Source organism: Micromonospora sp. LZ37 (assembly GCF_059359015.1).
On the sequence record NZ_JCADBL010000005.1, the window covers coordinates 241,462 to 254,733 of the forward strand.

A 13,272-nucleotide genomic window follows, 5' to 3' on the forward strand; every position below is an offset into this window, starting at 1 on the left:
CGCTCCACCTTTGTTGAAGGGACTCCCATGACGTTCCAGGTCTACGACACCACGCTGCGCGACGGCGCCCAGCGCGAGGGGCTGAGCTACTCGGTGGTCGACAAGCTCGCGGTGGCCCGACTGCTCGACGAGTTCGGGATGGGCTTCATCGAGGGCGGCTGGCCCGGGGCGGTGCCGAAGGACACCGAGTTCTTCCGCCGGGCCCGGACCGAGCTGGACCTGCGGCACGCGGTGCTGGTCGCGTTCGGCGCCACCCGCCGGGCCGGGCTGGACGTGCGGGCCGACCCGCAGGTGCGGGGGCTGCTCGACGCCGAGACCCCGGCCGTCGCCCTGGTCGCCAAGGCGGACATCCGGCACGTCGAGCGGGCGCTGCGCACCACCGGCCCGGAGAACCTGGCGATGATCCGCGACACCGTCGCCCACCTGGTCGCCGAGGGCCGGCGGGTCTTCGTCGACGGCGAGCACTTCTTCGACGGCTACCGGCACGACCCGGCGTACGGCGCCGCGGTGGTGGAGACCGCGCTCGCCGCCGGCGCCGAGCGGTTCGTGCTCTGCGACACCAACGGCGGGATGCTGCCGTCCATGGTCACCGCCGCGATCGCCGACCTGACCGCGCGCACCGGCATCGCCCCGGAGCTGTTCGGCATGCACGCGCAGAACGACACCGCCTGCGCGGTGGCCAACACCATCGCCGCCGTCGAGGCCGGGGTCCGGCACGTCCAGGGCACCGCCAACGGGTACGGCGAGCGCCCCGGCAACGCCGACATCTTCGCCGTCGTCGCCAACCTCCAGCTCAAGCTCGGGCTGCCCGTCCTGCCGGACGGCTGCCTGGAACAGATGGTGCGGGTCTCGCACGCCATCGCCGAGATCGCCAACATCGCCCCCGACACCCACCAGGCGTACGCCGGGGCCGCCGCCTTCGCCCACAAGGCGGGGCTGCACGCGAGCGCGATCAAGGTCGACCCGTTGCTCTACAACCACGTCGATCCGTCGGTGGTGGGCAACGACATGCGGATCCTCGTCACCGAGATGGCCGGCCGGGCCAGCGTCGAGCTCAAGAGCCGCGAGCTGGGCCTGGACCTGGCCGGTCATCCGGAGGCGCTCTCGAAGGTGACCAGCCGGGTCAAGGAGCTGGAGGCGGGCGGCTGGTCGTTCGAGGCGGCCGACGCCTCGTTCGAGCTGCTGGTCCGCTCCGAACTGCCGGACGCCGCGCCGCCCCGGCCGTTCGCGCTGGAGTCGTACCGGGTGCTGGTGGAGCACCGGGAGGACGGCGCGGTGGTCTCCGAGGCCACCGTGAAGATCCGGGTACGCGGCGAGCGGGTGATCGCCACCGCCGAGGGGAACGGCCCGGTCAACGCCCTGGACGAGGCGCTGCGGGTCGGCCTGTCCCGGCACTACCCGGAGCTGCGCGACTTCGAGCTGGCCGACTACAAGGTGCGCATCCTGGAGGGCAGCCACGGCACCGGCGCGGTCACCCGGGTGCTGCTGGAGACCGCCGACGGCGCCGGCCGCGACTGGACCACCGTCGGCGTGCACCCCAACGTGGTCGAGGCGTCCTGGCACGCCCTGGTCGACGCGCTCACCTACGGCCTGGACCGCGCCCGCGTGGCCGGGGGCGCCGCTGCCTGACGCCCCGTCCCGGCTCAGCCCGCCGCCGGCAGGCGCAGCTCGGCCAGGACCGCCCGGTGGTCGCTGCCGGGCACCGGGTGCACCGCCACGGCGCGGACGGCGATCCGGCGGTCGACCAGGACGTGGTCGATGGTGACCGGTGGGATCGGGTCGCCGTCGTACGGGCCCCAGGTGCCGTGCAGCCCCGCCCCGGCGGCGTCGGCCGCGTCCACGTACCCGCTGTCCAGCAGGGCGCGCAGCGGCGCGTGGTCGAGGGTGGCGTTGAAGTCCCCGGCGAGCACGCTCAGCGGGCCGTCGGGGGTGGCCCGGGGCTGGGCCCGCAGGTCGGTGAACCACTCGTCGACCACCTCGACGGCGTACGGCGCGGCCGGGTGCGCCGACTCGACCCGCAGCGGGGGCGCGCCGGGTGCCGTCAGGGTCGCGTACGCCTGGGTGAACTGGAAGCCGGCGTTGCGCCGGAAGCCGTCGTCGGAGAGCGGGAACCGGGCGTAGATCCCGGAGCCGGTGGTGCCGACCTCCGGGTTGAGCGTCCGGTGGGGAAGGAGCGCGGTCAGTCCCAGCCGGTCGAGCTCGGTCCGGGACCACGGGGTGAACTCCTGCACCGCGAGCACGTCCACCCGGTGTCGGCGTACCAGGTCGACCAGCGTCCGGCTGTCGGCCTCGCCCTTGAGCAGGTTGGCGGTGAGCAGCCGCAGCACCGGCCCGCCGGTGGCCGGCTGCCCGGAGCCGACCGCGCGGGGCGCGACCGTGCCGATCAGCGTCACCGCCACCACGGCCGCGGCCACCGCCGGCCACCGGCGCCGCAGGGCGAGCGCCAGCACCAGGGGCGCCAGGCTCCCTCCCGCGACGTACGGCGTGAAGGCCATCGCCTGCACCAGCGGTCCGCGCTCCAGGCCGGCGAGGCGGGCGACCGCCCACAGGGCCGCCGGCGCAACGGCGAGCCAGCAGAGCAGGGTCGTCGCCCGACGTCGAGGCGCCGCCGCGGGCGCTGTACCGGTCATGATCGTCAGGGTAGCGGCGGTCCTCGCCGCCGTGGGGCGCGGATACTTTTCATGAATGGCGCAGCGCTCGCATCTCACGATTTCAAATAGCGTGCCGAGAATCGCAGCATCTATTGATCTACTATTGACGCTCGGCTTTTTCCGGTGCTACCTTCCTCCTGGTTGTGGCGCCGCAACAGAGCGTAGTAATACCTGATCAGAGCGGGTATGAGATGTTGCAGAAGCAGCATTTCAGGTGCGGGTGAAGGCGTTCTGCTTTCGTCTATCCGGCTCATCCCCAGATTTCGCCCGGCTCGTGGAAATGCGAGTCGGCCGTATCACCACGGTCAAAAAAGGGAGACCTGTCATGGCCACATTCTTCAGGCGTAAGGCGGCGGCGGTGACGCTCGGCGTCCTGGCGCTCACCCTCACCGGTGGTGGGATCGCCGCCGCCCAGCCGACGACCAAGGCTCCGGCCGAGGTCGCCCAGCCCGGGGCCCGGCAGCCCGGCGTCGGCACCCAGCCGCCGGTGTCCGAGGCCGGGGCCCGTCAGGCCAGGGCGGCCATGGACATCACGCTGGCCCCGCCGGCGGCCGGCACGGTCGCCTGGGCCGTCGTCGCCAGCAACGGCACCCTGCTGTACAAGTCGCCGAACGTCGTCTCGACGACCAAGTACGGCCCGGGGCAGTACCAGGTGCTGCTCGACTACGACGTGCGCCGCAAGGCGTACGTTGCCACCATCGGCACCACCGACCAGTTCAACGTCCCGCCGGGCGGCGAGGTGTCGGTCGCGCCCCGCAACCTGACCCCCAACGGGGTCTTCGTCCAGACCCGGACCTCCGGCGGCACGCCCGCCGACCGGCCGTTCCACATCCACATCGCCAACTGACCGCTGACCGCTGACCGCTGACCGCGACGGTGCCGGCCCCCACGGGGTCGGCACCGTCCGGTGCCATTCGCCCGCTCCACCCCCGGCTACGCGGTTGCCGACCGCCCGGGCGGCTCGTCCCGCTCCGGGCGGGAAACGGCCCCCCAAGGGCTGATATTCCGACGTTTGCCCACCCAGCGGGCCGGGAAGCAAGCACCGTGACGGACATCTCGGACACCCTGGCCAGCCTGCCCACCTCGGCCGACCCCGACACGCCGGGCGCCGAGCTGGAACAGACCCTCTTCGAGGTCAGACGCGTGATCGTCGGGCAGGATCGGCTCGTCGAACGCCTGCTCACCGCGTTGATCGCCGACGGGCACTGCCTGCTGGAGGGCGTGCCGGGCGTGGCGAAGACACTCGCCGCGCAGACCCTCGCCACCGTCGTCGGCGGCACGTTCTCCCGGATCCAGTTCACCCCCGACCTGGTCCCCTCGGACATCGTCGGCACCCGCATCTACCGGGCGTCCCGCGAGAACTTCGACATCGAGCTGGGCCCGATCATGGCCAACCTGGTGCTGGCCGACGAGATCAACCGGGCCCCGGCGAAGGTCCAGTCGGCGCTGCTGGAGGCGATGGCCGAGCGTCAGGTCTCCATCGGCGGCCGGAGCTGGCCGGTGCCGGAGCCCTTTTTGGTGCTCGCCACCCAGAACCCGATCGAGTCCGAGGGCGTCTACCAGCTGCCGGAGGCGCAGCGCGACCGGTTCCTGATGAAGGTCGTCGTGGACTACCCGAGCGACGCCGACGAACTGGCCATCCTCTACCGGATGAGCACCGACCGGCCCCGCGCCCACCAGGTGCTCGACCCGGCCCGGCTGCGCGCGCTCCAGCAGCGCGCCGCCCAGGTCTTCGTGCACCACGCGATCGCCGAGTACGTCGTCCGGCTCATCCTCGCCACCCGCGACCCGGGGCGGTTCGGGCTGCCCGAGATCGCGCCGCTGCTGGCGTACGGGGCGAGCCCCCGGGCCACCCTCGGCCTGGTCGCCGCCGCCCGCGCCCAGGCGCTGCTGCGCGGTCGGGAGTACGTGCTGCCGGAGGACGTCCGGGAACTGGCGGTGGACGTCCTCGCCCACCGGCTGGTGCTCTCCTTCGACGCGGTCGCCGACGGGGTGGCCGCGGAGGCGGTGGTGCGCCGGCTGGTCGACGCGGTGCCGCCCCCAGTGCTGGCCACCGGCCGGCCCGAACAGGCGACCGACCTGGCGGCGGCGTGAGGCGCGCCGCCGTGCCGGCGCCCGCCCACCCGGGCCTCGCCGAACTCACCCCCGACCAGCGGCTGCGGCGACTGGAGCTGACCGTCACCCGACGGCTCGACGGGCTGCTCCAAGGCCAGCACCGGGGCCTGCTGCCCGGACCGGGCAGCGAGATCGCCGGCAGCCGCGAGTACCGCCCCGGCGAGGACGAGGTCCGCCGGATGGACTGGGCGGTGACCGCGCGGACCACCGTGCCGCACATCCGCGAGGTCGACGCGGACCGGGAGCTCTCCACCTGGCTGCTGGTCGACGCCAGCCCCAGCATGGAGTTCGGCACCGCCGAGCTGGACAAGCGCGAGCTGTCGGTGGCCGCGGTGGCGGCGATCGGCTTCCTCACCGCCGGCACCGGCAACCGGCTCGGCGCGCAACTGCTCACCTCGGCCGGGCTGCGCCGGTTCCCCGCGCGCAGCGGCCGTACCCACCTGCTCGGCCTGCTCCGCGCGCTGCTGACCGCGCCCCGCGTCGGCGGGCACGACGGACCCGCCCCACCGGTGGACCCGCCCCACCTCGGTGAGGGGCTCGCCGGGCTGCAGCGGGTGGCGAACCGGCGCGGGCTGGTCGTGGTGGTCTCCGACTTCCTCGACGGGCTGCCCGACGACCACGACGACCCGGCCGCCTGGGAGCCGGCGCTGCGGCGGCTGGCGGCCCGGCACCAGGTGCTCGCGGTCGAGGTCACCGACCCTCGCGAGCTGGAACTGCCGGACGTCGGCCTGGTCACCCTGGTCGACCCGGAGACCGGCCGGCGGCGGGAGGTGTGGACCGGCGACGCGGCCCTGCGCCGCCGCTACGCCAGCGCCGCCGCCGCCCAGCGCGAGCAGGTACGCCGCGCGCTGCGCCGGTCCGGCGCGACCCACCTGACGCTGCGCACCGACCGGGACTGGACCGCCGACATCGTGCGGCACGTGCAGGCCCAGCGCCGGCTGGCCGCGGCACCCGCACCGACCCGGGGAGGTCGCTCGTGACCTGGCAGTCGCCCGTCCGACTCTGGCTGCTGCTGGGGGTGCTCGCCCTGGTCGTCGGCTACCTGCTGATGCAGCGCCGGCGCAGCCGGTACGCCGTCCGCTTCACCAACCTGCGGCTGCTCGACCGGGTGGCGCCGAACCGGCCGGCCTGGCGGCGGCACGTGCCCGCCGGCCTCTTCCTGGCCATGCTCGCGCTGCTGGTGGTGGGCTTCGCCCGGCCCAGCGCGGAGGTGCGGGTGCCCCGGGAACGGGCCACCGTGATGGTCGCCGTGGACGTCTCCACCTCGATGCTCGCCACCGACGTGGAGCCCGACCGGCTGGCGGCGGCGAAGGAGGCGGCCCGCCAGTTCGTCGACGGGCTGCCCGACGAGTTCAACGTCGGGCTGGTCGCGTTCGCCGGCAGCGCGGCGGTGCTGGTGCCGCCGAGCACCGACCGGGGGGCGCTGGACGACGGCATCGGACGGCTGGCCGAGGGGATCACCGGTGTGCAGGGCACCGCGATCGGCGAGGCGATCAGCGCCTCGCTCGGCGCGGTGAAGAGCCTGGACGCCAAGGCGGCGCAGCAGCCACCACCGGCCCGGATCATCCTGCTCTCCGACGGGGCGAACACCTCCGGCGCGGACCCGATGGAGGCCGCGGCGGCGGCCGTGGCGGTGAAGGTGCCGGTGCACACCATCTCGTTCGGCACCCCGGACGGGTTCGTCGACCGGGGCGGCCGGCCGATCCAGGTGCCGGTGGACGGGCAGACCCTCCGGGCCGTCGCCGACGAGACCGGGGGCGGCTTCCACGAGGCCGGCTCCAGCGAACAGCTCCGCGAGGTCTACGAGGACATCGGCTCCTCGGTGGGCTACCGCAAGGAGCGCCAGGACATCTCCGCCCGGTTCATCGGCCTCGGGCTGGTGTTCGCCATGGGCGCCGCGGCCGGGTCGATGCGGTGGTTCTCCCGCCTGCCCTGAGCCCGTCGGACCGACCAGTGAGGAGCGGACGTATGGCAGTGCAGACCGGACTGGGCGAGCCGCGGGGCCCGTGGTTCCTCTCCCCGGAGCTGGGCCCGGACGGGCGGCCCCGGTGGGACGTACCCGGGTCGGGACAGGAGCCGTCCCGGCGGCGCTGGGGTGGGCGGCTGCTCGCCGCGGCGGCGGTGGTGGCCCTCTCCACGGTCTCCGGCGCGGTGGCCGGTGGCTGGGTGGCCGGCCACGACGCGCCCGGACCCGCGGCGGCCTCGGCCGCTCCCGTCCCGGCGGAGCTGGTCACCGCGGCCCGCAAGACCGTGCCGGGCGTGGTGTCGGTGCTGGCCGGCGGGGCCTCCGGGTCCGCCGCCACCGGGTCCGGGTTCGCCATCGACAACCAGCAGCACATCATCACCAACGACCACATCCTGGCCAAGGGCGGCGGGGGTGCGGTGACGGTGGAGATGCCGGACGGCCGGCGGTTCGCCGCCGAGGTGGTGGGCCGGGAACCGGGCAGCGACCTGGCGGTGCTCCGGGTGCCGGCCGCGGCCGGGTTGGCCCCGCTGCCGCTGGCCAAGCCGCGCACCACGCGGGTGGGGGAGCCGGTGCTGGCGGTCGGCTCGCCGCTCGGCCTGGCCGGCACGGTGACCGCCGGCATCGTCAGCGCGCTCGACCGGCAGGTACGCCTCGGTACCAACCGGCGCAGCGCGGTGCAGACCGACGCCTCCATCAACCCCGGCAACTCCGGTGGCCCGCTGGTCAACGCCCGGGGTGAGGTGGTCGGGGTGAACACCGCCATCGCCACCATCGACGGCAACGGCTCGATCGGCATCGGCTTCGCCATCCCGATCGACCAGGTGCAGCAGACCGCCGACACCATCATCGGCAAAGGCGGCTGAGTCGGGACGCGCCAGGACCGGCCGGTCGTAACGGGAAAACTGTCGGATTCCTGCCGCGGGACCATCGGCCCATAGAAATATCACGCTGGGTATGGATACTGGCGTGGGTGGAGCTTCCTCTCATGGCGGTCCTGCTGGCGGTGGGACTCTTCCTCGGTTGGGCGGTCGGCGCCCAGTACGCCCGGGCCCGGCGCGGGTGGACGGACTACAAGGCGGCCAAGAACGCGGTGCCCGGCGCCCGGCGTACCGCCTGGCTGTTGATCCGGGCGGTCACCACCAAGGTCGGCGTCATCGCGCTGCTGCTCGTCGGCGCGGTCGCGTACGCCGCCGTCGGGCCCGATCACGAGCGGGCGGAGCCGGCACCCAGCCCCTCGCCCAGCGCCACGGCGACCACCCCGGGGCGTTAGCCTCGGGACGTGGACGACGGACTGCGGGTGACCGACCGGTGGGTCGTACCCGCCGCCGAACTGCGGGAGCGGTTCTCCCGCTCCTCGGGGCCGGGTGGGCAGGGCGTCAACACCACCGACTCCCGGGTCGAGCTGAGCTTCGACCTGGCCGCCTCGCCCAGCCTGCCGCCGACGCTGCGCGCCCGGGCGCTGGAACGCCTGGCCAACCGCCTGGTCGACGGGGTGCTGACGATCGCCGCCAGCGAGCACCGGGCGCAACTGGCCAACCGGGAGGCGGCCCGGGAACGGCTGGCCGAGCTGCTGCGCGCCGCCGTCGCGCCGCCGCCCCCGCCCCGGCGACCCACCCGCCCCTCCCGGGGCGCCAAGGAACGCCGGCTGGCCGACAAGAAGCGCCAGTCGCAGCGCAAGCGGGACCGGCGGGTCGACGGGGACTGAGCGGCGAAATCCGGCTGCCCCGCCCCGGCCCGCCCGCCTACGCTGCCAGCATGTCCGCCGACACCCTGGTCACCCTGCACGGCCGCGCCGTGCTCTCCTGCGCCCCCGACGGCCCGCGACTCTGCGGCGGCGACGACGCGATGGACGTGATCGGCGCGGCGCTGGGTCACGGCGCGGACCTGGTCCTGCTGCCGGTACGACGGCTCGCCGCCGAGTTCTTCACCCTGCGCACCGGGGTGGCGGGGGAGGTGGTGCAGAAGTTCGTCAACTACCGGCTGCGGCTGGCCGTGGTCGGCGACATCTCCGCGCACGTCGCGCGCAGCACCGCCCTGCGGGACTTCGTCACCGAGTCCGACCGCGGCGACCAGCTCTGGTTCGTCGACACCATGGCCGAGCTGGAGGAGCGCCTGCGCCGCCGCGACCAGCGAGTTACCGGGTAGGCGGTCGAGGCCGGCGGACGCGCCACCACCCGGCGGGGTGAGCCCGACCGCTCCCGGTCAGGCGGCGAGGAGCCGGTCGCACTCCGCGATCAGACGCGAGCGCAGCGGCGCGGCTCGTTCCGCGAACGACCGCTGCGCCTGCACGTACTCGTGCCGGCCCTCGACCGTCTCGACCCGCACCGGCGGACAGCCCAGCGCGGAGAGGTCGTACGGGGAGGCCCGCATGTCCAGCGTGCGGACCTCCCGGGCCAGCGCGAAGCACTCCGCCACCAGCTCGCTCGGCACCAGTGGGGAGAGCTTGTACGCCCACTTGTAGAGGTCCATGTTGGCGTGCAGGCAGCCCGGCTGCTCCAGCGCGTGCTGGCTCTCCCGGGTCGGGGTGAGCAGGTTCAGCGGCCGGGCCGGCGCGGTGAAGAACCGGTACGCGTCGAAGTGGCTGCACCGCACGCCGCGCTCCTCCACCACGGCGGCGGTCCGCTCCGGGCTCAGCCGCAGCGGCCAGGCGTTGTGCCGGACCTCGTCCTGGGTCTGCCGGTAGACCATCGCCCACTCGTGCATGCCGAAGCAGCCGACGTGGGCGGGCCGGCCGGCGGTCGCGGCGAGCAGCCCCCGGATCCACTCGATCGAGTCGGCCCGCCGGGCGCGTACCCGCTCGGTGTCGAGGGTGACCCCGGCGGGGTCGGCACGGTAGTCCCGGCCGAACTCGGCGGGGTCGGCGTCGCGCAGCAGCACCCCCGCGCCGGGGTGCCAGCGGCGTAGCTGGGCCGGCCGGTGCGAGTAGTAGGTGAAGAGGAAGTCCTCCACCGGGTGCCGCCCGCCGGCGCGGCGGCGGGCCAGGTGCGGCGCCAGCCAGGCGTCCACCCGCTCCTCGTGAGCGCGTCGCCGGGCCTGCCAGTCCGCCGCGTCGAGGACGGCGGGAGCGAGGGCGGCGGTCACGGCCCAAGGGTACGACCGCCGCCCCGGGCCCGGTCAGGGCACGTCCACCCGCACCCCGGCGGAGAAGACCCCGCTGCGCAGTTCGAGCTGCTTCGGCTGCTGTGCGCCGCGCAGGGTGAAGACCAGCGGCAGCACCACCCGGCTGCCCGCCGACACCGGCTGGGCGAAGACGTCCCGCCCCAGGTTCGCCAGCTGGGTGGCGTCCTCGTCGGTGCTCACCCAGTTGCCGTCCGGCAGGTAGGCCCGCTGGAGCTGACCGTGCCAGGTCTGCTGCTCCGGGGTGACGTTGCGCACCCCGACCGTCGCCTGGCACCGCCGGTTCGCCGCCATGCCGGGCTCGCAGCTCATCCGGTAGACGGTGAACTCGAACGCCTGCTCGCGCAGCGGCACCCCGAGCGCACCGGTGGCGCTGCGGCCCTTCCAGGCGCCGCTGGTGGGCTGCTTGGCGGTGTCGATCGCGGCCACCCGCTGGCTGCCCGTCCAGACCGCCGCCAGGACCACCCCGGCCAGCACCGCCACGGCCACCCCGACCATCAGCCAGGCCGGCGGGGTGCGGCGTCGCCCGGCGGGCCCCGGCGCGGCCGGCCGCGGATACACGGTGCCGCCCGCCGGGGCGCCCGGTCCACCGGCGTACGGCGGTCGACCCGCTGCCGTGGGCGCCGCGCCGGTCGGCTCGAACCCGGTCCGCCGGCGTCGGGCCCGCTGCCACCACCACACGCCGGCGGCGGTGAGCGCCAGCAGCACGGCCAGCGCCCCGCCCAGGATCGGCGGCCGGCGCCAGGGCTGCGCCTCGGTGACCTGCGTCGCCGGCGACGGCACGGCGGCCTGCCAGGTGGCGGTGCCGCAGTCGTACGGCCGCTCGTCGCTGGAGAAGGCGCAGGCCGGGGCCGTCACCGACCGGCCCGGCCCGGTGGCGGTGAGCGCGGTGTCGAGGGTGGTGGTGCTGCGGGCGGGCAGGGTGAGCCGCCACGTCACCTCGCCGGCGCCGTTGCGCCCGAGGGGGCGGCTGGCCCACCCGCCGGCGCTGACGGCGGTCGCCGACGAGCCGACGGGCAGTTCCTGTCGCACGGTCGTGACGACCGGCCGGCTGCTGTCGTTGCGGACCCGGATCCGGTAGCCCGGCGCCGGCGTGCCGGCGGGCGCGACCGCGACGGTCACCGGCGGCGCCGGTCGCGGTCTCCCCGGGTTGGCTGTGGTGGTCATCCCGGGTGCCGGCGCGGCCGGTGTGACCGGGATGACCCCTCCGGTCGCGGCCACCCCGGGCGCTCCCGGTGGGGCCGGCGCCCGCTGTCCCGCCTCCGGCTTGCGCGCGGCCTCGGCCGCCGCGGGCGTCGGGCTGGCCGGGGCGACCAGTGCCGCCTCGACCTTCGTCGCGGGTGTCGCCGTGGGCAGTGCCGGCACGGCGGCGAGGATGCCCAGTCCGTGCACGAACACGGCGAGGGCTCTGTGGTGTCGTCTCGATGCAGGCATACGAACGAACCTCCGGAGCCGACGGTATGGGCCCGGACCCTCCGGGCGGGTACGAAGTGCCGAATCCCGCACCGACCGGCCGCGACCGGCGTACGCTGCGCCGACGCCGGCACGGTCCCGGCGTCGGCGCCCGCGGACGGCCGCATCGGGGAGCTAGATTGGCCGGGTGCGTATCGCTCGTTTTGCTCATGCCAAGGGAATGTCGTTCGGGGTCGTCGAGGGCGAGTCGGGGGCTGGGCCGCAGAGCCTGACCATCGCCGAGATCGAGGGCCACCCGTTCGGTCAGCTCCAGTTCTCCGGCGCCCGTTGGGCGCTCTCCGACGTCCGGCTGCTCTCGCCGATCCTGCCCAGCAAGGTGGTCTGTGTCGGTCGTAACTACGCCGACCACGCCGCCGAGCACGGCAGCGAGGTCCCGAAGGAGCCGCTGCTCTTCCTCAAGCCCTCCACCTCGGTGATCGGGCCGCGCGACGCGATCCGGCTGCCGATCTTCTCTAAGCAGGTCGAGCACGAGGCGGAGCTGGCCGTGGTGATCGGCGTGACGGGCGCCCGCCGGGCCGACCGGGCCGCCGCGGAGAAGGCCATCTTCGGCTACACCTGCGCCAACGACGTCACCGCGCGCGATCTCCAGCGCTCGGACGGGCAGTGGGCCCGGGCCAAGGGCTTCGACTCCTTCTGCCCGATCGGGCCGTGGATCACCACCGGGCTGGACGTCTCCGACCTGGAGATCCGGTGCGAGGTGGGGCGTGACCCGGAGCAGATGGAGGTACGGCAGCTGGGCCGGACGAAGGACATGGTCTTCGACGTGCCGGGTCTGGTGTCGTACATCTCGCACGTGATGACGCTGCTGCCCGGGGACGTGGTGCTGACCGGCACGCCGGCGGGGGTTAGCCCGCTCACCGACGGGGATACGGTCACCGTGCGGATCGAGGGGATCGGCGAACTCACCAACCCGGTGGTCCCGGTCGCCTGACGCGTCCGACACCCTGTTTCCGCAGCTCACAGGCGTCTCAGGGGGTTGGATTTGGCCTCTCGGTGCGGGGAGGGTAAAGTTCATTCCCGGCACCGCAAGGGGCCGATGGGGTATGGGGTAATTGGCAGCCCGACTGATTCTGGTTCAGTTAGTCTAGGTTCGAGTCCTGGTACCCCAGCGCAACCGCGGATTCGCGAGAATCCCGGACGCTGGATTCTGGCGGAGTTCCGCTCCGCTCCCTCCGGGGAGCGGAAGATGATCTCTGGTAGAGTGCAGCTCTCCCACCCGCGAGGGTGGGAGAGCAGGTGAAGTTCTGGCCCCGTCGTCTAGCGGCCCAGGACGCCGCCCTCTCAAGGCGGTAGCGCCGGTTCGAATCCGGTCGGGGCTACACGTCGACAGCCCGTCCCACCTCGGTGGGGCGGGCTTCTTCGTGTCTCCACCCCCCTCGCGTCGCCCGGGCCGCGGGCACCGTGGTGCGGCGCGGCGCTGCCAGGGCCCCGGTCGTCCGCGGACGGGCGCGCCCCGGGCGGGAGACCCGGCCCCCGTCGTCGCGGCGGCGAGCGGTGTCGCTAGACTACAACCGCGCCGCCCGGCCAGGGTGGTGAAGCAGGAAAGTGCCTGGCCCCGTCGTCTAGCGGCCTAGGACGCCGCCCTCTCAAGGCGGTAGCGCCGGTTCGAATCCGGTCGGGGCTACACCGTTGAACGGCCCGTCTCACGTCAGTGAGGCGGGCCGTTCGCCTTCCAGCCGCAGCCCCGTCCGGCTGTGCTCCCACTGAACCCGGCTGTGCCCCCGCTGAACCGACCGTCGGCCCCGCCGCTTTCCCGCCGCTCCCCACGGTGTCGGTGCGGCGCGCACCGCTGCGCCCGGTGCGGGATGCGGGGGTCGGCGAGCCCGGCCGATGCCGGAGGCCGCGGCTCAGCAACTGCCGGTCCGTCCGGTGCGTGGTCGCGTAGGCGGCGGGGCCGGGGAGCGACTGGTCCGGGAGCGACTGGTTCCGGGAACGGCCCGCCGAGCGGGA

At 74.4% G+C, this 13,272-nt stretch carries 13 protein-coding genes and 3 tRNA genes; 13 read left to right on the forward strand and 3 right to left on the reverse strand.

The window, feature by feature from the left end:
• Positions 1-27: 27 nt before the first annotated feature.
• Entirely contained in the window at positions 28-1,629 is a 1,602-nt protein-coding gene (gene cimA, locus AC5L3Z_RS13620) for a citramalate synthase (RefSeq protein WP_494842003.1), read from the forward strand.
• Positions 1,630-1,643: 14 nt separating this feature from the next.
• On the opposite strand, the gene AC5L3Z_RS13625 is transcribed toward cimA, so the two are convergent.
• A complete protein-coding gene (locus AC5L3Z_RS13625) occupies positions 1,644-2,630 on the reverse strand; it encodes an endonuclease/exonuclease/phosphatase family protein (RefSeq protein WP_494842005.1) in 987 nt (328 codons plus the stop codon).
• Between the two features lie 346 nt (positions 2,631-2,976).
• Here AC5L3Z_RS13625 and AC5L3Z_RS13630 point away from each other — a divergent pair, with 346 nt between their 5' ends.
• The 8 genes from AC5L3Z_RS13630 to AC5L3Z_RS13665 all read left to right on the forward strand — a co-directional run bounded on the left by AC5L3Z_RS13630 (position 2,977) and on the right by AC5L3Z_RS13665 (position 8,877).
• Positions 2,977-3,498 (forward strand): hypothetical protein, encoded by a 522-nt coding sequence (locus AC5L3Z_RS13630; RefSeq protein WP_494842007.1) that lies wholly within the window; start codon positions 2,977-2,979, stop codon positions 3,496-3,498.
• 197 nt (positions 3,499-3,695) lie between these two features.
• Positions 3,696-4,745 carry an AAA family ATPase gene (locus AC5L3Z_RS13635; RefSeq protein ID WP_494842009.1) on the forward strand — a complete coding sequence of 350 codons (1,050 nt, stop codon included), beginning with the start codon at positions 3,696-3,698 and terminating at the stop codon, positions 4,743-4,745.
• Positions 4,746-4,756: 11 nt separating this feature from the next.
• Positions 4,757-5,746: a DUF58 domain-containing protein gene (locus tag AC5L3Z_RS13640; protein WP_494842011.1), complete on the forward strand. Its 990-nt coding sequence runs from the start codon at positions 4,757-4,759 to the stop codon at positions 5,744-5,746.
• Positions 5,743-6,702 carry a VWA domain-containing protein gene (locus tag AC5L3Z_RS13645; RefSeq protein WP_494842013.1) on the forward strand — a complete coding sequence of 320 codons (960 nt, stop codon included), beginning with the start codon at positions 5,743-5,745 and terminating at the stop codon, positions 6,700-6,702. The genes AC5L3Z_RS13640 and AC5L3Z_RS13645 overlap by 4 nt, the downstream gene beginning before the upstream one ends.
• A 32-nt stretch (positions 6,703-6,734) precedes the next feature.
• Positions 6,735-7,595, forward strand: a complete 861-nt coding sequence (locus AC5L3Z_RS13650) for a S1C family serine protease (protein ID WP_494842015.1) — start codon at positions 6,735-6,737, stop codon at positions 7,593-7,595.
• A gap of 107 nt (positions 7,596-7,702) precedes the next feature.
• The gene (locus AC5L3Z_RS13655; RefSeq protein ID WP_494842017.1) at positions 7,703-8,002 is read left to right on the forward strand and encodes a hypothetical protein; all 300 of its coding nucleotides are present in this window, start codon (positions 7,703-7,705) and stop codon (positions 8,000-8,002) included.
• A gap of 9 nt (positions 8,003-8,011) precedes the next feature.
• Positions 8,012-8,437 (forward strand): alternative ribosome rescue aminoacyl-tRNA hydrolase ArfB, encoded by a 426-nt coding sequence (arfB, locus tag AC5L3Z_RS13660; protein WP_494842019.1) that lies wholly within the window; start codon positions 8,012-8,014, stop codon positions 8,435-8,437.
• A gap of 50 nt (positions 8,438-8,487) precedes the next feature.
• On the forward strand, positions 8,488-8,877 hold the full coding sequence (locus tag AC5L3Z_RS13665) for a DUF4180 domain-containing protein (RefSeq protein ID WP_494842021.1): 390 nt from the start codon (positions 8,488-8,490) through the stop codon (positions 8,875-8,877).
• Between the two features lie 57 nt (positions 8,878-8,934).
• Here AC5L3Z_RS13665 and AC5L3Z_RS13670 read toward each other — a convergent pair whose 3' ends face one another.
• Together AC5L3Z_RS13670 and AC5L3Z_RS13675 are read right to left on the reverse strand one after the other, a co-directional pair.
• The gene (locus tag AC5L3Z_RS13670; protein WP_494842022.1) at positions 8,935-9,813 is read right to left on the reverse strand and encodes a 3-methyladenine DNA glycosylase; all 879 of its coding nucleotides are present in this window, start codon (positions 9,811-9,813) and stop codon (positions 8,935-8,937) included.
• 33 nt (positions 9,814-9,846) lie between these two features.
• Positions 9,847-11,283, reverse strand: a complete 1,437-nt coding sequence (locus tag AC5L3Z_RS13675) for a hypothetical protein (protein ID WP_494842024.1) — start codon at positions 11,281-11,283, stop codon at positions 9,847-9,849.
• 166 nt (positions 11,284-11,449) lie between these two features.
• Here AC5L3Z_RS13675 and AC5L3Z_RS13680 point away from each other — a divergent pair, with 166 nt between their 5' ends.
• The 4 genes from AC5L3Z_RS13680 (at position 11,450) to AC5L3Z_RS13695 (ending at position 12,946) form a co-directional block, all read left to right on the forward strand.
• Positions 11,450-12,253, forward strand: a complete 804-nt coding sequence (locus AC5L3Z_RS13680; protein WP_334534542.1) for a fumarylacetoacetate hydrolase family protein — start codon at positions 11,450-11,452, stop codon at positions 12,251-12,253.
• A 106-nt stretch (positions 12,254-12,359) separates the two neighbouring features.
• Positions 12,360-12,431 (forward strand) — tRNA-Gln (locus tag AC5L3Z_RS13685).
• A gap of 137 nt (positions 12,432-12,568) precedes the next feature.
• A tRNA-Glu gene (locus AC5L3Z_RS13690) sits at positions 12,569-12,641 on the forward strand.
• Between the two features lie 232 nt (positions 12,642-12,873).
• Positions 12,874-12,946 (forward strand) — tRNA-Glu (locus tag AC5L3Z_RS13695).
• Positions 12,947-13,272: the final 326 nt, after the last annotated feature.